Raw genomic sequence first — 20,390 nt, 5'->3', positions numbered from 1 at the left:
CCCGGGCCGCGCCGGACCGGCCGTCAGTCCACGTCCTCGCCCAGCAGGCGCAGGAAGTCGCGGAAGGCGCCCGGCATGTCCACCGACTCCGGGTCCAGGAGCCACTGGTACTGGAGGCCGTCCATCACCGCCACCAGCAGCGGAGCGGTCCGCTCCGGGGTGAGGCCGCTCGGCAGCCGGTCGCCGTACTCGGCGCGCAGGGCCGCCGCCATGTCGGCCCGCACCTGCCGGTACCGGTCGGTGAAGTACGTCCGCGCCGGATGTCCCTCGGTGACGCTCTCGCCGAGGAGCGCGCAGAAGGTCTGGATGATGCCGGGCCGCATCGCGTTGTACTCGACCAGCGAGCACAGCAGGTCGATCCGCCACCGGGTGTGCGGCATCGCGTCCCACTGGTCGCGTTCCTCCAGCACCGCGACCAGCAGCGCGTCCTTCGTGGGGAAGTGGTGCAGCAGCCCCTGCTGGGTCAGCCCGACCCGCTCGGCCACCGCCGCCAGGCTCGCGCCCCGGTAACCGCGTTCGGCGATCACCTCCAGGGCCGCCCGCACGATCTCCGCGCGCCGCTCCTCACTCCTGGTCGTCCTGGTCGTCCTGGCGTTCATGCCGGTCACCGTACGGCATCACCAGCCGTGAATGTAACGGCAGCATCTCGAAACCTACCGCTCTACAGGCGGTCGATGCACGATGGGGAACAACACCGCACAGCACCGCACAGGAATTCAACGAGGAGGCCCGCGATGGCGGACATCGAGGCGGCCGTCGAGGCGGCCCTCGGCAAGCTCGACCTGGACGCGAAGACCCGGCTGCTGGCCGGCCAGGACATGTGGTCCCTGCCCGCCCTCCCCGAGATCGGCCTCGCGTCCCTCGTGATGTCCGACGGCCCGATCGGCGTCCGGGGCGTGCGCTGGACCGCCGACGACCCGTCCGTCGCACTGCCCTCCCCGACCGCCCTCGCCGCCACCTGGGACCCCGGCCTCGCCCGCCGCGCCGGGGTGCTCCTCGCCCAGGAGGCCCGCCGCAAGGGCGTCCACGTCCTGCTCGCCCCGACCGTCAACCTGCACCGCTCCCCGCTCGGCGGCCGCCACTTCGAGGCCTACAGCGAGGACCCGTACCTGACGGGACGGATCGGCAGCGGGTACGTGACCGGCGTGCAGGAAGGCGGCGTCGGCACCACCGTCAAGCACTTCGTCGCCAACGACGCCGAGACCGACCGCTTCACCGTGAACAACCTGGTCGGCGAGCGCGCCCTGCGCGAGCTGTACCTGGCCCCCTTCGAGGCCATCGTCGAGGGCGCCCGCCCGTGGGGCGTCATGACCGCCTACAACACCGTCAACGGCACCACGATGACCGAGCACCACCACCTCGTGAACGAGATCCTGCGCGGCGAATGGGGCTTCGACGGCTTCAACGTCTCCGACTGGACGGCCGCCCGTGACACCGTCGGCGCCCTCCGCGGCGGCCTCGACGTGGCGATGCCCGGCCCCGCGACCGTCTACGGCGAGGCCCTCGCCCGCGCGGTGCGCGACGGCCGTCTCGACGAGCCCGAGGTCGACGACGCCGTACGCCGCGTCCTGCGCCTCGCCGCCCGCGTGGGCGCCCTCGCGGACGTCGAACCCGCCGTCCCCGTGCCGCCCGCGCCCGTCCACGCCGAGTCGCTGGCCCGCGAACTCGCCCGCCGCTCCTTCGTCCTGGTCCGCAACGAGCGCGCCGTGCTGCCCCTGCGGCCCGGCCGCACGGTCGCCCTCATCGGAGCCGCCGCCCGCGACGCCCGCATCCTCGGCGGCGGCTCCGCCACCGTCTTCCCCGCCCGCGTCGTCTCCCCGCTCGACGGCCTCACCGCCGCCCTCCCCGAGGGCGCCCTCAGCTACGCCGTCGGCGCCGACCCGAGCACCGAACTCGCCTTCGCCGGAAAGGGCTTCACACTGCGGGCCGTCTGCCGCGACGACGCCGGAACCGTCCTCGGCACCGGCTCGGCCCCGGGCGGGCAGATCCAGTGGATGGGCAACGACCTCCCGGACGGTGTCACCCCCGACACCCTGCACACCGTGGAGCTCACCGGCACCTTCACCCCGCGCACGAGCGGCCGGCACACCTTCGGCATCAAGGGCGTCGGCGCCTTCACCCTCACCGTCGCCGGCACCACCTGCTTCGACGGCACCCAGGAGCCGGCCGACGTCAGCGACCCCTTCGAGGCGGCCTTCGGCTCCCCGGTGCCCCGCGCCGAGACCGAACTGACCGCCGGGGAGACGGTCGACGTCTCCCTCACCCACGTCGTCCGCTTCCCCGAGCGCCTGCCGCTGAAGGTCGTGGCCTTCGCGCTCGCCCACCAGGAGCCCCCGCGGGACCCGGACGCGCTGATCGCCGAGGCGGTCCGGGCCGCCCGGGCCGCCGACACCGCCGTGGTCGTCGTCGCCACCACCGACCGCGTCGAGTCCGAGGGCTTCGACCGCGCCGACCTGCGCCTGCCCGGCCGCCAGGACGACCTGGTGCGGGCCGTGGCCGCCGCCAACCCGGACACCGTCGTGGTCGTCAACTCCGGCTCCCCGGTGGAACTCCCGTGGCGCGAGGACGTCGCCGCCGTACTGCTGAGCTGGTTCCCCGGCCAGGAGGGCGGCGCCGCCCTCGCCGACGTCCTCACCGGCGCCCACGAGCCCGGCGGGCGCCTGCCCACCACCTGGGGCTCCCTCGCCGACGCCCCGGTCACCCGGGTCACCCCGGCCGACGGCGAACTCCCCTACGACGAGGGCGTCTTCATCGGCTACCGCGCCTGGGAGAAGGAAGGCCGCACCCCGGCCTACCCCTTCGGCCACGGCCTCGGCTACACCGACTGGACGTACGACTCGGTCGAGACGGACGGTACGAACGTCGCCGTCCGCCTGCGCAACACCGGCGGACGGGCGGGCCGCGAGGTCGTCCAGGTCTACCTCGCGCCCACCGAACCCGACGCCGGCCGCCCGGCCCGCTGGCTGGCCGGCTTCGCCGGCGTCGAGGCCGGCCCGGGGGAGAGCGCCGAGGCCGTCGTCACCCTCCCGCGCCGCGCGTTCGAGATCTGGGACGAGGCCGCCCAGCGGTGGTCCTTTGTGAAGGGTTCGTACGAAATCCAGGTGGGTAGGTCTCTCGCGGACCGCAGGATCACCGCGACGATTAACGTCTGACGCGGGCCCCGCGCCCCGAGAGCAGCCCCGGTCCGGGACCTGACCCCTGGACCGGGGCTACACACGCCCCGGCGCCGTGCCCGCCGGACCGCGAACCCCTGCGCCCACCGCGCCGAGAACCGCCACGCCCACCGCGCCGAGAACCGCCACGTCTACCGCGCCGAGAACCCGTACACCGTCTCCGACCGGTACACCTCGCCCGGCCGCAGCTCGGTGCTCGGGAACTCCGGCCGGTTCGGCGAGTCCGGGAAGTGCTGGGTCTCCAGCGCGACGCCCGCGCCGGGCCCGAACGGCTCGCCCAGGTGGTCGGCGGTGTACACCTGGATGCCCGGCTCGGTCGTGGCCACCGTCAGCACCCGGCCGGACGCCGGGTCGTACAGCTCGGCCACCTCCACCGGCCCGTCCGTGACGCCCTTGTCGAGCACGAAGTTGTGGTCGAGGCCCCCGCCGACCTCGCGGGCCGTGCGGAAGTCGAAGCGGGTGCCCGTCACGTCCGCCTGCTCACCGGTGGGGATCAGGCCGTCGTCGACCGGCGTGTACCGGGAGGCGGCCAGCCGCAGTTCGTGCCCGCCCGCGCCGCCCGCGCCGCTCAGGTTGAAGTAGCTGTGGTTGGTCAGGTTCACCACCGTCGGCTCGTCCGTGACCGCCTCGTACGCCAGCCGCAGTGCCCCCGACGCGTCCAGCGTGTAGGTGGCCGTGACCTCCAGCCGGCCCGGGAAGCCCTCCTCGCCGTGCGGGCTGACCCGGCTCAGCCGCAGCCCGTGCTCGACCGGCTCCACGTCCCACACCCGCTTGTCGAAACCGCGCGCACCGCCGTGCAGCGAGTTCGGCCCCTCGTTCGGCTCGAGGGCGTAGGTCACCTCGTCCAACGCGAAGCGGGCCCGGGCGATCCGGTTCGCGTACCGCCCGACCAGGGCGCCGAGGAAGGGCTCCGGATGCGTGACGTAGCCGTCCAGGTCCGCGAACCCCAGCACCACGTCCGTACCGCGCCCTCCCCGGTCCGGGACCTCCACCGACTGCACGATCCCGCCGTAGGACAGGACCCGCACCCGGACGCCCGCCCGCTCCAGGGTCCAGCGGTGCACGGGGGTGCCGTCGGAAAGTGTTCCGAAGTGTTCGCTCATGGGGGAAACCCTAAGTCACGCGCCCCGGGCGGTGATCCGACGGTAGGCGATCTCGGCCAGCCTGGCCTGCCCGTTCGTGCTCGGGTGGAACCAGTCCCAGTGGCTCAACTGGTCGGTCCCGAAGCGGAACTCGTACACCGCACCGCCGTCGAACCGGCACCGCGCGTCCTTGGCGCAGACCTCCTCCAGCACCGTGTTGTAGTCCTCCACCCGCTGCCGCACGGTCTCCCGCCGCAGATTCGCCGCCGAGTCCAGCGCGTCCGCGTCCCCCAGCATCGACGGGCAGATCCCCAGCTTCCACACCTGCTTGCCCAGCACGTTCGTCCGCCCCTGCGACCACAGCCGCTTCAGGTTCGGCACGCTCGCCACGTACACCTGCGCCGTCGGCGCGGTCCGGCGCAGGGTGCGCAGCGACTCCTCGAACCCCGCCCGGAAGTCGGCCACCGGCGTCATCGCCTCCGCCGTCACCCGGCAGGCGTCGTTGGCCCCCGTCATCACCGTCACCAGCGCGGGCCTGCGCGCCGCCGCCCGCGCCATCTGCGCCGGCAGATCCGCCATCCGGGTCCCGGTCACCGCGTAGTTCCAGCTGTGCGTGGCCGCCCTCGCCCCCAGCAGCCGCACGGCCAGACTGTTCACCTCGCCGCTGTCGCCGGTCGCCCAGGACACCTCGGGGCAGTCCGTCAGCACCGAACACGCGTCGAAGCCGCGGGTGATGGAGTCGCCCACGGCGGCCAGCGAGGCGGGGCTGGTGTCCCACACCGGGGTCGGCGACGCCGAGGGCCTCGCCTTCTGCTCCCGCGCACCCGGCCCGCCCGGCCCGTCCCCGCCCAGCGCGTCGCAGCCGGCCGCGCCCAGCACGACCGCGGCCGTCACCGCGGCCACGGCCCGCGAGCGGTGGCTTCGCTTCCGCATCCTTCGGTGTCCCCTCGGTCGTCCCGCTCGTCCCGCCGGTCCCGCTCGTCCCGCCGGTCCCCGGCCGGACGATCCGCCGGCCCACCCATGACAACGTCCGGGGGTTCCCGAGCCGACGGGAAACAACGGATCAGGCCCGTACAGGCGTCCTGCCGGGTGAAATGGGGGCTCTTCGGCGGCCCGGGACCGACGGTACGTCACACTCCTCGCGCCGTCGCACGGTAGCCTCGCCATCAACGTGGCTGCCGCCCCAGCCGCCATGCCAGCCAGCAAGACTGTCCCGCTCTGTCCGGAGGTACCGGTGACGACACGTGGAGTTCTGTACGTGCACTCCGCGCCGCGCGCGCTGTGCCCGCACGTCGAGTGGGCCGTCGCCGGGGTGCTCGGCACTCGCGTCAGCCTCGACTGGATCCGGCAGCCCGCCGCGCCCGGCACCTGGCGCTCGGAGTTCTCCTGGCAGGGCGAGGCCGGCACCGCCTCCAAGCTCGCCTCCGCCCTGCGCGGCTGGCACCTGATGCGCTTCGAGGTCACCGCCGAGCCGTGCGCCAATGCCGAGGGCGAGCGCTACAGCTGCACCCCCGACCTAGGCATCTTCCACGCCGTCACCGGCATCCACGGCGACATCCTCATCCCCGAGGACCGCCTGCGCGCCGCCCTGACCCGCTCGCAGCGCGGCGAGACGGACCTGGAGGCGGAGGTCGCCAAGCTCCTGGGCAAGCCCTGGGACGACGAACTGGAGCCGTTCCGCTACGCCGGTGAGGGCGCCCCGGTGAGGTGGCTCCACCAGGTCGTGTGACACGCGGCGCCCCCGGGCGGGGGCCCCGAGCACGAAGAACGCTAGGAACGCGAAGAACGCGAAGAAGGGGCCCCACCTCTCGGGTGGGGCCCCTTCACACACGTACAGGCGGTTCTCAGACCGTCCGGAACGCCAGCACCACGTTGTGCCCGCCGAACCCGAACGAGTCGTTCAGCGCGGCGATACGGCCCTCCACGGGCAGCTTGCGCGCCTCGCCGCGGACGATGTCCGCGTTCGCCTCGGCCTCGGGGTCGAGGTTCTCGACGTTGATGGTCGGCGGAGCCACCCGGTGGTACAGCGCGAGGACCGTCGCCACCGACTCCACACCGCCGGCGCCGCCGAGCAGGTGACCGGTCATCGACTTCGTCGCCGAGACCGCCATGTGGTCGGCGTCGTCGCCGAACACCTTGCGCAGCGCCTTCAGCTCGGCCACGTCACCGGCGGGCGTCGACGTCGCGTGCGCGTTGACGTGCACGATCTCAGCCGGGTCGAGGTCGGTGCGGTCCAGCAGGTTCTGCAGGGCGTGCGCGATGCCGCGGCCCTCCGGCTCCGGCTGCACGATGTCGTGGGCGTCGGCGGAGATGCCCTGGCCGACCGCCTCGGCGTACACCCGCGCCCCGCGCTGGGCGGCGTGCTCGGCGGACTCCAGGACGATCACACCGGCGCCCTCGCCGAGCACGAAGCCGTCGCGCGCGGTGTCGTAGGGACGCGAGGCGCCCTGCGGGTCGTCGTTGTTCTTGGACATCGCCATCATGTTGCCGAACGCGGCGATCGGCAGCGGGTGGATCGCCGCCTCCGTACCGCCGGCGACGACGACGTCGGCGCGGCCCGTACGGATCATCTCGATGGCGTAGCCGATGGCCTCGGCGCCCGACGCGCACGCCGAGACCGGCGTGTGCACACCCGCGCGGGCGCCCACGAGCAGACCCACGTTGGCGGACGGGCTGTTCGGCATCAGCATGGGCACGGTGTGCGGGGAGACGCGGCGGACGCCCTTCTCCTTCAGCACGTCGTACTGGTCCAGCAGGGTCGTCACACCGCCGATGCCGGAGGCGATGACCGCGCCGAGCCGGTCCGGGTCCACGAAGGAGCCCGACGCGGCGGCGTCCGGTGCCCCGGCGCCCGTCCTCGGCGCGAAACCGGCGTCCTTCCAGGCCTCCTGAGCCGCGATCAGCGCGAACTGCGCCGAGCGGTCCAGCTTGCGGGCCTGCGGCCGCGGGATGACCTCGGTGGGCTCCACGGCGATCTGCGCCGCGATGCGGACGGCCTGGTCGGCCGCCCAGTCCTGCTCCAGGGGCGTGACGCCGGACTTGCCGGCGATCAGACCCTCCCAGGTAGAGGCTGCGTCGCCACCCAGCGGTGTGGTTGCGCCGATACCGGTGACGACCACGGTGCGATTGGTCGGGCTCACGGGAATTCTTTCTCCAACGATCGGGATTCAGCGGCGCCACCGCCGGGTGGCGGGGCAGGCCGGATCATCCGGCCCCAGCAGTGGCTTTAGTCCTGGTGCTTGAGGATGTAGTTCGTCGCGTCGCCGACCGTCTTGAGGTCCTTGACGTCCTCGTCGGGGATCTTGACGTCGAAGCGCTCTTCGGCGGCGACGACGACCTCGACCATGGACAGCGAGTCGACGTCCAGGTCGTCGGTGAAGGACTTGTCCAGCTGGACGTCCTCAACCGGGATCCCGGCGATCTCGTTCACGATCTCCGCGAGACCGGCGACGATCTCTTCCTGAGTGGCGGCCATGTCGGCGCTCCTTCGTTGGTGTTCCAGAGGGTGTGGCATTGGGTGTCTTCCGTCCCGGACCGCATGATCCGGGACGGAGTGCCTAGGGGAGGGTAACGACCGTCGCGGCGTACACGAGACCCGCCCCGAATCCGATGACGAGCGCGGTGTCGCCGCTCCTGGCCTCGCCGGTCGCCAGGAGCCGCTCCATGGCGAGCGGGATCGAGGCGGCCGAGGTGTTTCCGGTGGTCCGCACGTCACGCGCGACCGTGACGGACTCCGGCAGCTTGAGAGTCTTCACCATCGAGTCGATGATCCGCTCGTTGGCCTGGTGCGGGATGAAGACGTCCAGGTCGGCGGAGCTTATCCCGGCGGCGTCCAGCGCCTGCTGGGCGACCTTCGCCATCTCGAACACGGCCCAGCGGAACACCGCCTGGCCTTCCTGGGTGATCGCCGGGAACTTCGCGACCTCGCCGTCGCGGTAGTCCGTCCACGGCACGGTCTGCTTGATGGTCTCCGACTTGTCGCCCTCGGAACCCCACACCGTCGGGCCGATCGCCGGCTCCTTCGACGGGCCGACCACGACCGCGCCCGCGCCGTCACCGAACAGGAAGGCGGTGGCCCGGTCCTCCAGGTCGGTCAGGTCGGACAGCCGCTCCACGCCGATGACCAGGACGTACTCGGCGGAGCCCTCGACGACCATGCCCTTGGCGAGCGTCAGGCCGTAGCCGAAGCCCGCGCAGCCGGCCGAGATGTCGAAGGCGGCGGCCTTGTCCGTGCCGAGCCTGTCGGCGATCTCGGTGGCCACGGCCGGGGTCTGCTTGAAGTGCGACACGGTCGAGACGACGACGGCGCCGATCTGCGCGGCGGTGATCCCGGCGTCGGCGATCGCCTTGCCGGACGCCTCGACCGACATGGCGGCGACGGTCTCCTCGTCGTTCGCCCAGTGCCGCGTCTCGATGCCGGAGCGCGAGCGGATCCACTCGTCGGAGGAGTCGATCGTCTCGAGGATCACCTCGTTGGGCACCACCCGGGTGGGCCGGTAGCCGCCCACGCCGAGGATGCGCGCGTACGGGGCGCCCCTGCTGGGCTTGATCTTCGCCATGCTCGTCGGCTCCTTGTCAGGCACTGTGCTCGGCGATGACCTCGCGGGCCGCGTCGAGATCGTCGGGGGTCTTCAGCGCAAGCGTCTTCACGCCGGGCAGGGCGCGCTTGGCCAGACCGGTGAGCGTACCGCCGGGGCACACCTCGATCAGCGCCGTCACGCCGAGCTGCCGGAAGGTCTCCATGCACAGGTCCCAGCGGACCGGGTTGGCGACCTGGCCGACCAGGCGGTCGAGGACCTCGGCGCCGGTGGCCACCGTGCGCCCGTCCTTGTTGGAGACGTAGGCGGTCTTCGGGTCGGCGGGGGACAGCTCCTTGGCGGCGGCGGCCAGCGTCTCGACCGCGGGGGCCATGTGGTGCGTGTGGAACGCGCCCGCGACCTTCAGCGGAACGACCTTGCGGACGCCCTCGGGCTTGTCCTCGTTCAGCACCGCGAGCTGCTCCAGCGTGCCCGCGGCGACGATCTGGCCGGCGCCGTTGACGTTCGCCGGGGTCAGCCCCAGCTTCTCCAGGTGCGCCACGGAGACCTCGGGGTCGCCGCCGAGCAGCGCCGACATGCCGGTCTCCGTGACCGCGGCGGCCTCGGCCATGGCCAGGCCCCGCCTGCGGACGAGGGTCAGCGCGGCGGTGTCGTCGAGGACGCCCGCGAAGGTGGCGGCGGTGATCTCGCCGACGCTGTGACCCGCGACCGCGCCGGGGGCCACGTCGCCGAGCGCCGCGGCCGACAGGATTCCGGCCGCGACCAGCAGCGGCTGCGCCACGGCGGTGTCACGGATCTGGTCCGCGTCGGCCTGCGTGCCGTAGTGGGCAAGGTCCAGACCGATGGCGTCCGACCACGCGCCGACACGGTCGGCGGCGCCGGGCAGTTCGAGCCAGGGGGTCAGGAAGCCGGGCGTCTGTGCGCCCTGGCCGGGAGCGACGAGTACGAGCACTCTCACACTCTCTCTTGGGTACGGGCACGGCCGCCCGTGGGGACAGGGACGAAGAACGGCAGGGGGTTTTGTGGGCCCCCGACAAAACGCTAGCTCTTGGGGTCTCCGTCGACGAGACGCCCCAGGATCAGCGCGATGCGCAAGGTGAACGCAGAGCGTACATCCGACGGTGACCAGCCGGTGACGTCAGTCACACGTCGAAGCCGGTAGCGCACGGTGTTGGGATGGACGAACAGCATCCTCGCCGCACCCTCCAGACTGGACGCCTGCTCCAGATAGACGGCGAGCGTCTCCAGGAGTGCCGAGCCCGCCTCCTCCAGCGGTCTGTAGATCTCCTCCACCAACTGCTCGCGCGCGCCGGGATCACCGGCGATGGCGCGCTCCGGCAGCAGATCGTCCGCCAGCACCGGGCGCGGCGCGTCCTGCCAGGCGGAGCACGCCTTGAGCCCCGCCGCGGCGGCCTGCGCGGACCGGGTCGCGGCCAGCAGGTCGGGCACCACGGGGCCCGCGACGACCGGCCCCGCCGCGAACGGCCCGATCAGGGACTTGGCCACGGCCATCGGATCGTCGCTGCCACCGGCGATGACGACGAGGCGGGAGCCGAGCACCCCGGTGAGCACCTGGAGCTTGGCGTGCCGCGAGGCCCGCCGGATCGCCTCCACCGTCAGCTCGGAGTCCCCGTCCGGCGCCGTTCCGAGGACCACGCACACGTGCTCGGGCGCGTTCCAGCCGAGGGCGGCGGCCCGGCTGACGGCACCCTCGTCGGCCTCCCCGCTGAGCACGGCGTTCACGACGAGCGACTCCAGCCGCGCGTCCCACGCGCCGCGCGCCTCGGCGGCCTGGGCGTAGACCTGGGCGGTGGCGAACGCGATCTCGCGGGCGTACACCAGGAGCGCCTCGCGCAGCACGTTCTCGTCGCCGGGCGCGGCGACCTCGTCGATCGCGCTCTCCATCACCTCGATGGTGGTGCGCACCATCTCGACGGTCTGGCGCAGCGTGATGGCCCGGGTCAGCTCGCGCGGCGCGGTGCCGAACACGTCGGTGGAGATGGCCTGCGGGGCGTCGGGACGCCGGAACCACTCCGTGAACGCGGCGATGCCCGCCTGGGCCACCAGCCCGATCCAGGAACGGTTCTCCGGGGGCATGGCCCGGTACCACGGCAGCGTCTCGTCCATGCGCGTGATGGCCTGGGCGGCGAGGCTCCCGGAGGACTTCTCCAGCCGCTTCAGGGTCGCGAGGTGCGTGTGGGCTGCGGGTGCTGCGGCTCGGTTGTCGTGGGTTTCGGGTTCGGGCACGTGCACAAGACTGCCTCATCGGGACCCGCGCGTGCGTGGGCGGGTCACGGGTGCGGTCACCGCCCGGCCTGCGGCGGGTCTACCGTGGTCGGCGTGATGGACGTACGCCGCGCCGACGAGCGCTACCCCGGCGGGGACCCGGCGGCCGGCATCGGGACCCGGCACGCCTTCTCCTTCGGCCCCCACTACGACCCCGGCAACCTCCGCTTCGGCGCCCTGATCGCCTGCAACGAGGAGCGTCTGGCGCCCGGCGCGGGCTTCGCCGAGCACCCTCACAGCCACACCGAGATCGTGACGTGGGTGGTCGAGGGCGAGCTGACCCACCGCGACTCGGCCGGGCACGAGACGCTGGTGTGCCCCGGCGACGTGCAGCGGCTCAGCTCGGCGACCGGGGTGCGGCACGTCGAACGCAACGACGGCACCGGGCCGCTGACCTTCGTGCAGATGTGGCTGGCCCCGTCGGCGCCGGGCGGCGAGCCGGCCTACGACCTCGTCCGCGGCATCGCCGACGCCACGCCGTACGCCGTCCCGGAGGCGGGCGCGATGCTGCACGTCCGGCGGCTGGCGGCGGGGGAGCGGACGGCCGTGCCGGACGCGCCGCGGGTCTACGTCCACGTCGTCGGGGGCGCCGTCCGGCTCGGCCCGCACGAGCTGGGGCCGGGGGACGCGGTGCGCGCCGCCGACGAGGAGGACCTGGACCTGGTGGCCGGGGCGGGCCCGGCCGAGGTGCTGATCTGGGCGATGGAGGCCTGAGCGGGGTCAGCCGCCGCCGGGCTCCTCGGCGTTGCGCCAGATCGTCAGGTCGACCGAGACGAAGTCGCTGGGGTCGCCCTCCGGCGCGCCGCCCTTGAAGGTGACCAGGGCGATGTGGCCGGAGGTGGTGTGCACGCAGAGCTGGGTGCCCTTCGCCAGCTGCGAGAGCGAGACGCGCTCGGCGTACCGGGTCTCCTCGCGGCAGGTCTTCAGGGAGCCCTGCTGGGAGTTGTTCAGCAGGACGATCCTCTCGCCCTGGCTGGACAGCGCGTCCTCGTTGACGTCGTAGTAGTACAGGTCCGCGTCGGCGTTGTCGTAGGGGCTGCGGTCCTCGATCGGCTTCGGCGGCGAGTCCACGAACCGGACGTAGTAGTCCAGCGGGATGTTGATCCCCTTGTACGTCACCGGCTCCGGGTCGTGCAGTGTCCCGGAGCCCGTCGAACCGCCGGTGCCGCCGCCGGTGGCGGAGCTGTCCCCGGAGGACCCCGACGAGCCGCCGAGGTCGCCGAGGGCCGACGCGCAGCTGCCGAGCCAGAACAGGCCCATCACCACCCCGGCGGCGATCGCGATCCACTTGCCGGCCTGGTTCCGCTTCGGCGGCAGCGGCAGCGGCAGGGGCTGCGGCCGCCAGGCGGGCTGCTGGTGGGTGAAGTGCGGCTGCTGCGCGGCCGGCGGGCCGTACGACGGCCCGAACGGGGCCTGCGGCCGGGGCAGCGGGACGACGGGGCCGAACGAGGGCGTCGTCGGCGCCTGCGGGGCGGCGGTCGTGGGGGCGGCGTGCACGGGCGTGGGCGCCGGGGCGCGCGGTGCCGGGGTCGGGTCGGCCGGTACCGTGGGCGTGGGGTCGGCCGGGGCGGGGGCCGAAGCCAGCTCGGCCGACGCCGACACCTGCCGGGTGATCTGCGCGGCGATGACCTCCGGCAGCCACGAACCGGACTGGCGCAGCGGCGTCGGAGACGCCTCCTGGCACAGGGCGATGATCTCGGCGGGGGAGGGGCGCTCGGCCGGGTCCTTGGCGAGGCAGCGGGCGACGAAGCCGAGCTGCCCGGGGAGTCCGTCGAGATCGGGGTCCTCGTGGACGATCCGGTACAGCACCGCGTGCGAGGGCCCGCCCCCGTACGCCCCGGTGCCGCGCGCCGCGAACACGGCCACCTGACCGAGGGCGAACACGTCCGAGGCGGCCTTGACCTTCTTGCCGGCGGCCTGCTCGGGCGACATGAACGGGGGAGTGCCGATCGAGACGCCGGTGCCGGTCAGCTCGGTGGCGTCGGCGGCGCGGGCGATGCCGAAGTCGATGACCCGCGGACCGTCGGAGGCGAGCAGCACGTTGGACGGCTTGAGGTCGCGGTGGACGATTCCCGCCCGGTGGATCACCGACAGCGCCTCGGCCGTCCCCGCGAGCAGCAGCAGGACCGACTCCGTCGGCAGCGGCCCGTGTTCGACGACGGCCGCGGCCAGCGAGGGCCCGGCCACGTAGGCGGTGGCCAGCCAGGGCCGGTCGCCCTCGGTGTCGTAGTCGATGACCGGCGCGGTGTAGAGGCCCTGCACGCGCTGTGCCGCCCGCACCTCCTGGCGGAACCGGCGGCGGAACTCGGGGTCCTCGCTCAGTTCCGGACGGATCGTCTTGAGCGCGATCGGGTGCCCGCCGGGCGTGTACGACAGGTACACCGTGCCCATGCCGCCCGAGCCGAGCCGTGCCGCCAGCCGGTAGCCCGCCACCGACGCCGGGTCGCCGCTCTCCAACGGGCGGAAATGCCCGCCCGGTCGCCCGCCTGTCATTGCTCTCCCCCGAGATCCGCGCAGTAAGTGCTGTGCCGCAGAGGGAGGTTAGCGGAGGAGAGCGGCCGAGGACTCAGCGGGCGGGACCGGAACCCCGCACCTCGCCGAGCACCGCGTCCGTGAACACCGGCCACGCCTCGACGGCCCAGGGCCCGAACGCCCGGTCCGTCAGGGCCACGCAGGCCGCGCCCGCGTCGGGGTCGACCCACAGGAACGTGCCCGACTGCCCGAAGTGCCCGAACGTCCGCGGCGAGGACGAACCGCCCGTCCAGTGCGGCGACTTGGCGTCCCGGATCTCGAAGCCGAGCCCCCAGTCGTTGGGGTTCTGGTGGCCGTACCCCGGCAACACGCCCTTGGTGCCGGGGTACTGGACGGTCATCGCCGCCGCCACCGTCCGCGGGTCCAGCAGCCGCGGCGCCTGCACCTCGGCGGCGAACCGGAGCAGGTCCTCGACGCTCGAGACGCCGTCCTTGGCGGGCGAGCCCTCCAGCGAGGTCGCCGTCATCCCCAGCGGCTCCAGCACCGCCTGCCGCAGGTACTCCGCGAACGGGATGTCCGTCGCCTTCGCGATGTGGTCCCCGAGCTGCTCGAAGCCGGCGTTGGAGTACAGCCGCCGGTCCCCGGGCGGCGCGGTCGTCCGGTGCTCGTCGAAGGCCAGCCCGGAGGTGTGCGCGAGGAGGTGGCGGACGGTCGCCCCGGGCGGCCCGGCCAGCTCGTCCAGCTCGATCGCCCCCTCCTCGTACGCGACGAGGGCGGCGTACGCGGCCAGCGGCTTGGTCACGGAGGCCAGCGGGAAACGCCGGCCGACCGGGCCGTGCGTGCCCAGGACCGTACCGTCGGCCCGGACGACACCCGCCGCGGCGGAGGGAACCGGCCAGTTCTCGATCAACGCCAAGCTCTTCAAGGACATGACGTCGAGACTAAGCGGCTCACGGCGACAGCCGCATCGAGGGGTCGGCCTGTCGGTTTCCTGCCGGGTCCGCTTGCTTCGAGTGCGCTCCAAGGCCCTAGTTTTGAGGTCATGACGGTGATGGAGACCACGGGTACCAGGACCGACAGCTGCGCCGCCACGCCGCGGGCCGAGCGGCGACCGGACGGCCAGGACAGCTACACGATCAGTGAGGTGGTCGCCTTCACCGGCCTGACGGCGCACACCCTGCGCTGGTACGAGCGGATCGGCCTGATGCCGCACGTCGACCGCTCCCACACCGGCCAGCGCCGCTACAGCAACCGTGACCTCAACTGGCTCGACCTCGTCGGAAAGCTCCGGCTCACCGGCATGCCGGTCGCCGACATGGTGCGGTACGCGGAGCTGGTGCGCGAGGGCGACCACACGTTCACCGAGCGCTTCGAGCTCCTGGAGGCGACCCGCCGGGACGTGCGGGCCCGGATCGCCGAGCTCCAGGACACGCTCGCCGTACTCGACCGGAAGATCACGTTCTACTCGGACGCCATGGGGCGGGGAGCGCAGGTGTCCTAGAGCTCCGCGAGCAGCTCCGCCTTCTTCGCGGAGAACTCCTCGTCGGTGACCAGCCCGGCCCGGTGGAGTTCGCCGAGGTGACGGATCCGCTCGGCCACGTGCGCCGGGCCGCGGCGCGGGCCCGGGGCCGTCACCGCGGCCACGGGCCCGCGCCCGCGCACCGCGGACAGCACGGCCGCCGCGAACGGCAGCGACTCGTGCACGGCGCCGTAGCCCAGCCCGAACACCACGGCGGCCGGGTCCCGGTCCGGCTGCGCCGGCGGGTCCTGCGCACGCAGCAGCCGCAGGTGCCCCTCGAGGGCCTCGGGGGAGCGCCACTCCACCCCGCTCAGCCCGGACACGGCGAAACTCTGGTCGCCGGCCTTCCACTTCGCGGACGAGGCGCCCGTCCAGGACCAGCGGAACCGCACGGTCCGCCCGTCGAAGGACGCCTTCGCGTCGTACGCCTTGAACGACAGCGGCGCCTTTGGCGCGGCCACCAGGAACCTCTCGGCCGGTCCGGACTCCGTCAGCCCCGCGCGCAGCTCGTCGGCGTAGTACTCCGCGAGCGCGTCCCGCTCGGCGGGCAGCACCAGCCGGTAGGGGTCCGAGGACTCCTTCAGCTGCCCCGCCGCGGCCTCGGCCAGCGGATCGGCGCCGGGCCGCGGCGTGATGCGCAGCACTACCGTCCCACGCCTTCCCGGTTCGAGCGCGACCGCCTCGATCGCCGCCAGCGGGATGCGGCGCTCGCCCAGCGCGGAGAACAGCCTGGGTGTGCGGATGCCCCGTTCGTAGCGGATGAGGACGGAGTCGGACTCGAACTCCCAGGCGGCATGAAATCCGGCCAGTACGTCACCCATGCGGCTCATCGTATGCGGCACCCGCTTCTTCGTCCCCTCCCCGCGCGCACCGCAATTCCTGCGCCTCTACGCGCGTCCGGCCGTCGTCGTGCCGGACAGATCCTCCCGGCACGCGTCGTTCTCGTCGGCGCACCGCACCGCGTCGTAGGCGCCGGTGCCGATGTCCGCGAAGTTGCGCAGGCTGTCCGTGCCGGGCACGAAGTAGCCTCCGTGGCCCTCGGCCTCGCGGGCCGACAGCACCCGCGCGCCGAACCCGGACGCCACCGGATCCTCGCCGTGCCCCAGACCGCCCAGTTCCAGGTAGGGCACGTCCTGCACCCAGTCGTCGGAGTCGCGCATCGCCCACACCCGGGCGTCGGTGTCCAGCTGCGCGGCGTTCTCCACCCGCATCCCGGGGCTGCCGGCGACGGCGATGTCGGCCACCCGGCCCGGCAGGGTGTGCGCGGCGACCCCGCACACCACGGAGCCGTAGCTGTGGCAGAACAGGGAGACGGGGGAGCTGCCGGGCAGCCCGCGCACCAGGGCGTTCAGCCGTACGGCGCCGCGCTCGGCGCGCATCGCGGTGGCCGAGTCGATGCCGAGCCCGGCCGGCGAGGTGTAGTCGGCCCAGGCGATGACGGCCGTCCGCGTCGTGGGGCGCACCTCGCGCTCGGCCGCGTACAGCGCCTTGGCCATGCCGACGGGCGCCGAGTACTTGCGGTTGGTGCGCTGGAAGGTGAGCAGCGCCGTGTCCACGCCGGGGACGACGACGGAGATGCGTTCGGCGCGGTCGAGGTCGCCGAACACCTCGGCGGCCCGGCCGGTGCCCTCCGGGTCGAAGGCGAGGATCTGGCGGCCGGCGTCGGTCATCGACTCGAAGCGGTGCATACGCCGCCCGGCCTCGCGCTGCCCGGCGGGCGAGAGCCGCTTGTCCCGCATCCGGGCCCGCTCGACCCCGATCTGCTCCTGGAGCGCGATGCGGTTGGCGCGGTAGCGCAGCCCGGCGGGGGCGCCGTTCATGTTGCCGACGGCGAGGGGGTAGCGCTCGGCGAGCCCGGCGCGCTGGGCCGCGGTGAGCGAGGCGAAGAACGCCGAGAGCCGGGCCGGGGCCGCCTGCGGGTCGGGCAGCTGCCGTCCGGCGACCCGGCCGCGCTCCCATGCGGTGAGGGAGGTCCTGAGCGCGGTGGTCCCCCCGTGTCCGTGCACGGCGGTCCAGCCGGTGGTCGCCAGCATCACGAACACCACGGCCAGTGCGAGCAGTGCGCGCCATGCCGTCAGTTGCGGGGAGGTGTCGAAGGAAGTCACTGGGAGGACACACTAGGAGAACGAGAAGGTCTCGGGCGACATCAGTGACGCGGATCACGTTTCACCGGGGGGTCGGTGGGCATGACCGCCCCTGTGCTCTGTGCCGTCCGTCGGCCGGGCGGGCGGAGCGGTCGCGCGAGGGTGCGCACCCGCGGCGGACCACCGCCGCGCGCCGGCACACCGTACGTCACGGCCCGGCGCGCCAGCCGCCCAGCAGGGCAGGCCCCACCTGGTCGAGGTGCCGGGACGTGAGAGCGCGCATCCCCTCCGGGCTGAAGTCCCCGCTCGTGGCCCACTGCCGTTCCGTCACCCGCATCACCGCGCCGAAGACGGCCACCGCCAGCCGCGGCCGGGGGTCGGCGTCCACGTCGAGCCCCTCCCGTTCCGCGAGCACCCGCGCGATCGCCTCCTCGGTCTCCGCGGAGCGCCGCAGATGGGCGGCGAGCAGGACCGGGGTCGACTCGATCACCCGGTACATGCGCAGGTACAGCCCGACGGGCACGATCGACTCGACGGCCTCGCTGAGGGAGCTCCAGCCCTCCAGGACCGCCTGCCGCAGGGCCTCCATCGGCGCCTCGTGGGCCGGGCGGGCCCGCACCCCCTCGACGAAGCGCGCCACCGTGATGCCCTCCAGGGCGAGGGCGGCCTCCTCCTTGCCGGCGAAGTAGCGGAAGAAGGTGCGCTGCGAGACGCCCACGGCGTCCGCGATCTCGTCGACGGTCGTCCGCTCGTACCCCTGCGAGGTGAACAGACCGACGGCCGCCCGCAGCAGCTCGTCACGGGTGCGGCGCTTCTTCATCTCCCGCAGCCCCGGCCGCGGCGCGCTGGTCTCCATGCGCCCTTCTCCTTCCGCCGGTCGCCCTTCGGGCGAGGGGCGGGTGACGTGTCAGTTACCGACTTGTGAATCAGTTTGTCATCTGTCAGTGGCTGTCATTAGCCTCGAACACATGACTAGTCAGACCACCATCGACACGACGGGACCGGCGGACGAGTCGCCCTCCACCCCGTCGGACCAGCCACCGGCCAAGGGGCTGCGCGGCCACCCGTGGTTCACGCTCATCACCGTCGCCGTCGGGGTCATGATGGTGGCCCTCGACGGCACGATCGTGGCCATCGCCAACCCGGCCATCGCCAAGGATCTCGGCGCCACCTTCGCCGAGGTGCAGTGGATCACCAACGCCTACTTCCTCGCCCTCGCGGTCTCCCTCATCACCGCGGGCAAGCTCGGTGACCGCTTCGGCCACCGCCAGACCTTCCTGATAGGCGTCGTCGGCTTCGCCGCCGCCTCCGGCGCGATCGGCCTGTCCGACAGCATCGCGCTCGTCGTCACCTTCCGCGTCCTGCAGGGTCTGTTCGGCGCCCTGCTCATGCCGGCCGCGCTCGGTCTGCTCCGCGCCACCTTCCCGGCCGAGAAGCTCAACATGGCCATCGGCATCTGGGGCATGGTCATCGGCGCCTCCACCGCCGGCGGCCCGATCCTCGGCGGCGTCCTCGTCGAACACGTCAACTGGCAGTCGGTGTTCTTCATCAACGTGCCCGTCGGCGTCCTCGCCGTCGCCCTGGGTGTGGTGATGCTGCTCGACCACCGTGCCGAGAACGCCCCCCGTTCCTTCGACATCCTCGGCATCGTGCTGCTCTCCGGCGCCATGTTCTGCCTCGTGTGGGCCCTCATCAAGGCCCCGGAGTGGGGTTGGGGAGACGGCCTGACCTGGACGTTCATCGGCGTCTCCGTGCTGCTGTTCGCTGCCTTCGCCGTCTGGGAGAACTTCGTCGCGGAACCGCTCGTCCCGCTGGGCCTGTTCCGCTCGGTGCCGCTGTCCGCCGGCGTCGTCCTCATGGTCATGATGGCCATCGCCTTCATGGGCGGCCTCTTCTTCGTGACGTTCTACCTCCAGAACGTGCACGGCATGAGCCCGATCGACGCCGGCCTGCACCTGCTCCCGCTCACCGGCATGATGATCGTCGGTTCCCCGCTCGCGGGCGCGATGATCACCAAGGTCGGTCCGCGCATCCCGCTGGCCGGCGGCATGGTCTGCGTGGCGGTCGCCATGTTCGGCATGTCCACCCTGGAGAAGGGGACCGGCAGCCTGGCGATGTCCGTCTGGTTCGCCCTGCTCGGCCTCGGCCTCGCCCCCGTCATGGTCGGCGCCACCGAGGTCATCGTCGGCAATGCCCCCATGGAGCTGTCCGGAGTCGCCGGCGGCCTCCAGCAGGCGGCCATGCAGATCGGCGGCAGCCTCGGTACGGCCGTCCTCGGCGCCGTCATGGCCTCCAAGGTCGACAGCGACCTGGCCGGCAACTGGACCGACGCCGGCCTGCCCGCGCTCACCCCGGACCAGCTGGGCCAGGCCTCCGAGGCGGTCCAGGTGGGCGTGGCCCCGGTGGCGAAGGGCACGCCCCCGGAGATCGCGGCGAAGATCACGGACGTCGCCCACGACACCTTCATCTCCGGGATGAGCCTCGCCTCGCTCGTCGCGGCCGGGGTCGCGGCGGTGGCCGTGTTCGTCGCACTGCTCACCAAGCGGGGAGAGAACGCGGAGGCGGGCGCCGGGGTCGGTCACATCTGACGGGACCTCGACCCTGACGGGACCCCGGCCCCGACGGACCGTCAGCGGGATTCCCTCATCGGGTGACAACCCCAAGGGGCTCTCGCGCCGGGTGCGCGCCGCAGGTCACAGTGGGTCAAGCCCTCCGCAGGGGAGGGCGGCCGGGGCCGCGGCGCGCCGCCGGAGGGGGACGGCGCGCCCGTGCCTGTCTCCGGTCACTGCATAACCAGCGTCAGGGGGGTACCCGGACCATCGAAGCAGCCCCAGGATCAAGGGAGTTGATGATGGCCGGCTTCGGACACGGAACGCGAAGGCACCCCCGACCGAGCGGATTCGAGGTTGGGGGAGGGCCGGACAGCGCGACGCTCGGCATCATCGGCCTGGTCTGCGCGGTCGCCGGATTCTTCGCGCTGGGCATCGTCCTCGGCCCCGCGGCGATCGTCTGCGGCTGGTTGGCCATGGGCCGCAGCTGGGCGGGCCCCCGCCCGGTGCCGGCCCTGGTCGCCGTGGTCCTCGGCGCGATCGACACCCTGCTCGCGCTGGTGTGGCTGGCGGGCGCGGGGATGACGGGCAACGGACTGCTGTGAGGTGAGGGCGCCCGCGGGGGCGTCCTCGCCCCCGCCGCCCCGCCCCGGGCCCGCGACTGCGGCCCGCAGGCTCCCGCTTCGG

18 protein-coding genes and 1 pseudogene are annotated in these 20,390 nt (G+C 73.1%); 6 read left to right on the top strand and 13 right to left on the bottom strand.

Features of this window, described 5'->3' with window-relative positions:
- Nucleotides 1-23 precede the first annotated feature (23 nt).
- A pseudogene (locus tag ACIP5W_RS09275) lies at nucleotides 24-618 on the bottom strand (TetR/AcrR family transcriptional regulator).
- Nucleotides 619-734: 116 nt separating this feature from the next.
- Between ACIP5W_RS09275 and ACIP5W_RS09270 the strand changes: the two are divergent.
- Nucleotides 735-3,152, top strand: a complete 2,418-nt coding sequence (locus tag ACIP5W_RS09270) for a beta-glucosidase (protein WP_401469127.1) — start codon at nucleotides 735-737, stop codon at nucleotides 3,150-3,152.
- Between the two features lie 152 nt (nucleotides 3,153-3,304).
- On the opposite strand, the gene ACIP5W_RS09265 is transcribed toward ACIP5W_RS09270, so the two are convergent.
- Nucleotides 3,305-4,276 carry an aldose epimerase family protein gene (locus ACIP5W_RS09265; RefSeq protein WP_401469124.1) on the bottom strand — a complete coding sequence of 324 codons (972 nt, stop codon included), beginning with the start codon at nucleotides 4,274-4,276 and terminating at the stop codon, nucleotides 3,305-3,307.
- A gap of 15 nt (nucleotides 4,277-4,291) precedes the next feature.
- The gene (locus ACIP5W_RS09260) at nucleotides 4,292-5,188 is read right to left on the bottom strand and encodes an SGNH/GDSL hydrolase family protein (protein WP_401469121.1); all 897 of its coding nucleotides are present in this window, start codon (nucleotides 5,186-5,188) and stop codon (nucleotides 4,292-4,294) included.
- A gap of 301 nt (nucleotides 5,189-5,489) precedes the next feature.
- On the opposite strand from ACIP5W_RS09260, the gene ACIP5W_RS09255 reads away from it, so the two are divergent.
- Nucleotides 5,490-5,984: a DUF3145 domain-containing protein gene (locus ACIP5W_RS09255; RefSeq protein WP_363087358.1), complete on the top strand. Its 495-nt coding sequence runs from the start codon at nucleotides 5,490-5,492 to the stop codon at nucleotides 5,982-5,984.
- Nucleotides 5,985-6,099: 115 nt separating this feature from the next.
- On the opposite strand, the gene ACIP5W_RS09250 is transcribed toward ACIP5W_RS09255, so the two are convergent.
- The 5 genes from ACIP5W_RS09250 to ACIP5W_RS09230 form a co-directional block, all read right to left on the bottom strand.
- Nucleotides 6,100-7,395, bottom strand: a complete 1,296-nt coding sequence (locus ACIP5W_RS09250) for a beta-ketoacyl-[acyl-carrier-protein] synthase family protein (RefSeq protein WP_401469117.1) — start codon at nucleotides 7,393-7,395, stop codon at nucleotides 6,100-6,102.
- Nucleotides 7,396-7,481: 86 nt separating this feature from the next.
- Complete coding sequence (locus ACIP5W_RS09245) at nucleotides 7,482-7,730, bottom strand: acyl carrier protein (protein WP_366057748.1); 249 nt, start codon at nucleotides 7,728-7,730, stop codon at nucleotides 7,482-7,484.
- 82 nt (nucleotides 7,731-7,812) lie between these two features.
- Nucleotides 7,813-8,814, bottom strand: a complete 1,002-nt coding sequence (locus ACIP5W_RS09240; protein ID WP_401469114.1) for a ketoacyl-ACP synthase III — start codon at nucleotides 8,812-8,814, stop codon at nucleotides 7,813-7,815.
- Nucleotides 8,815-8,830: 16 nt separating this feature from the next.
- Nucleotides 8,831-9,745 (bottom strand): ACP S-malonyltransferase, encoded by a 915-nt coding sequence (locus tag ACIP5W_RS09235; protein WP_401469111.1) that lies wholly within the window; start codon nucleotides 9,743-9,745, stop codon nucleotides 8,831-8,833.
- A gap of 89 nt (nucleotides 9,746-9,834) precedes the next feature.
- Nucleotides 9,835-11,040 (bottom strand): PucR family transcriptional regulator, encoded by a 1,206-nt coding sequence (locus ACIP5W_RS09230; RefSeq protein ID WP_401469108.1) that lies wholly within the window; start codon nucleotides 11,038-11,040, stop codon nucleotides 9,835-9,837.
- Nucleotides 11,041-11,133: 93 nt separating this feature from the next.
- Between ACIP5W_RS09230 and ACIP5W_RS09225 the strand changes: the two genes are divergently transcribed.
- The gene (locus tag ACIP5W_RS09225) at nucleotides 11,134-11,793 is read left to right on the top strand and encodes a pirin family protein (RefSeq protein ID WP_401469105.1); all 660 of its coding nucleotides are present in this window, start codon (nucleotides 11,134-11,136) and stop codon (nucleotides 11,791-11,793) included.
- A 6-nt stretch (nucleotides 11,794-11,799) separates the two neighbouring features.
- Here the strand turns inward: ACIP5W_RS09225 and ACIP5W_RS09220 are convergent, their stop codons facing one another.
- Together ACIP5W_RS09220 and ACIP5W_RS09215 are read right to left on the bottom strand one after the other, a co-directional pair.
- Nucleotides 11,800-13,572, bottom strand: a complete 1,773-nt coding sequence (locus tag ACIP5W_RS09220) for a serine/threonine-protein kinase (protein ID WP_401469102.1) — start codon at nucleotides 13,570-13,572, stop codon at nucleotides 11,800-11,802.
- A gap of 73 nt (nucleotides 13,573-13,645) precedes the next feature.
- Complete coding sequence (locus tag ACIP5W_RS09215; protein WP_401469099.1) at nucleotides 13,646-14,482, bottom strand: serine hydrolase domain-containing protein; 837 nt, start codon at nucleotides 14,480-14,482, stop codon at nucleotides 13,646-13,648.
- Nucleotides 14,483-14,593: 111 nt separating this feature from the next.
- Between ACIP5W_RS09215 and ACIP5W_RS09210 the strand changes: the two genes are divergently transcribed.
- A complete protein-coding gene (locus ACIP5W_RS09210; RefSeq protein ID WP_401469096.1) occupies nucleotides 14,594-15,052 on the top strand; it encodes a MerR family transcriptional regulator in 459 nt (152 codons plus the stop codon).
- Here ACIP5W_RS09210 and ACIP5W_RS09205 read toward each other — a convergent pair.
- The 3 genes from ACIP5W_RS09205 to ACIP5W_RS09195 all read right to left on the bottom strand — a co-directional run bounded on the left by ACIP5W_RS09205 (nucleotide 15,049) and on the right by ACIP5W_RS09195 (nucleotide 18,010).
- Entirely contained in the window at nucleotides 15,049-15,891 is an 843-nt protein-coding gene (locus ACIP5W_RS09205) for a DUF4429 domain-containing protein (protein WP_401469093.1), read from the bottom strand. The genes ACIP5W_RS09210 and ACIP5W_RS09205 overlap by 4 nt on opposite strands.
- Nucleotides 15,892-15,957: 66 nt before the next feature.
- On the bottom strand, nucleotides 15,958-17,175 hold the full coding sequence (locus tag ACIP5W_RS09200; RefSeq protein ID WP_401469090.1) for an alpha/beta hydrolase: 1,218 nt from the start codon (nucleotides 17,173-17,175) through the stop codon (nucleotides 15,958-15,960).
- Between the two features lie 187 nt (nucleotides 17,176-17,362).
- Nucleotides 17,363-18,010 (bottom strand): TetR family transcriptional regulator, encoded by a 648-nt coding sequence (locus ACIP5W_RS09195; RefSeq protein ID WP_401469087.1) that lies wholly within the window; start codon nucleotides 18,008-18,010, stop codon nucleotides 17,363-17,365.
- A 112-nt stretch (nucleotides 18,011-18,122) separates the two neighbouring features.
- Between ACIP5W_RS09195 and ACIP5W_RS09190 the strand changes: the two genes are divergently transcribed.
- Entirely contained in the window at nucleotides 18,123-19,742 is a 1,620-nt protein-coding gene (locus ACIP5W_RS09190; protein ID WP_401469084.1) for an MFS transporter, read from the top strand.
- Between the two features lie 260 nt (nucleotides 19,743-20,002).
- Entirely contained in the window at nucleotides 20,003-20,308 is a 306-nt protein-coding gene (locus ACIP5W_RS09185; protein ID WP_401469081.1) for a small hydrophobic protein, read from the top strand.
- The last annotated feature ends 82 nt before the right edge of the window (nucleotides 20,309-20,390 follow it).

Source organism: Streptomyces sp. NPDC088766, assembly GCF_044750845.1.
In the GTDB taxonomy this organism is placed as follows: Bacteria; Actinomycetota; Actinomycetes; order Streptomycetales; family Streptomycetaceae; genus Streptomyces.
The sequence above is the reverse complement of the archived record's forward strand: the minus strand, read 5'-3'. Positions and strand labels throughout refer to the sequence as shown.

Excerpts from the sequence above, each read along its gene's own strand:
- ACIP5W_RS09270 (WP_401469127.1), top strand. The coding sequence starts at position 735 with ATGGCGGACATCGAGGCGGCCGTCGAGGCGGCCCTCGGCAAGCTCGAC.
- ACIP5W_RS09265 (WP_401469124.1), bottom strand. The coding sequence starts at position 4,276 with ATGAGCGAACACTTCGGAACACTTTCCGACGGCACCCCCGTGCACCGC.
- ACIP5W_RS09260 (WP_401469121.1), bottom strand. The coding sequence starts at position 5,188 with ATGCGGAAGCGAAGCCACCGCTCGCGGGCCGTGGCCGCGGTGACGGCC.
- ACIP5W_RS09245 (WP_366057748.1), bottom strand. The coding sequence starts at position 7,730 with ATGGCCGCCACTCAGGAAGAGATCGTCGCCGGTCTCGCGGAGATCGTG.
- ACIP5W_RS09240 (WP_401469114.1), bottom strand. The coding sequence starts at position 8,814 with ATGGCGAAGATCAAGCCCAGCAGGGGCGCCCCGTACGCGCGCATCCTC.
- ACIP5W_RS09220 (WP_401469102.1), bottom strand. The coding sequence starts at position 13,572 with ATGACAGGCGGGCGACCGGGCGGGCATTTCCGCCCGTTGGAGAGCGGC.
- ACIP5W_RS09215 (WP_401469099.1), bottom strand. The coding sequence starts at position 14,482 with ATGTCCTTGAAGAGCTTGGCGTTGATCGAGAACTGGCCGGTTCCCTCC.
- ACIP5W_RS09210 (WP_401469096.1), top strand. The coding sequence starts at position 14,594 with ATGACGGTGATGGAGACCACGGGTACCAGGACCGACAGCTGCGCCGCC.
- ACIP5W_RS09205 (WP_401469093.1), bottom strand. The coding sequence starts at position 15,891 with ATGGGTGACGTACTGGCCGGATTTCATGCCGCCTGGGAGTTCGAGTCC.
- ACIP5W_RS09195 (WP_401469087.1), bottom strand. The coding sequence starts at position 18,010 with ATGGAGACCAGCGCGCCGCGGCCGGGGCTGCGGGAGATGAAGAAGCGC.
- ACIP5W_RS09190 (WP_401469084.1), top strand. The coding sequence starts at position 18,123 with ATGACTAGTCAGACCACCATCGACACGACGGGACCGGCGGACGAGTCG.
- ACIP5W_RS09185 (WP_401469081.1), top strand. The coding sequence starts at position 20,003 with ATGATGGCCGGCTTCGGACACGGAACGCGAAGGCACCCCCGACCGAGC.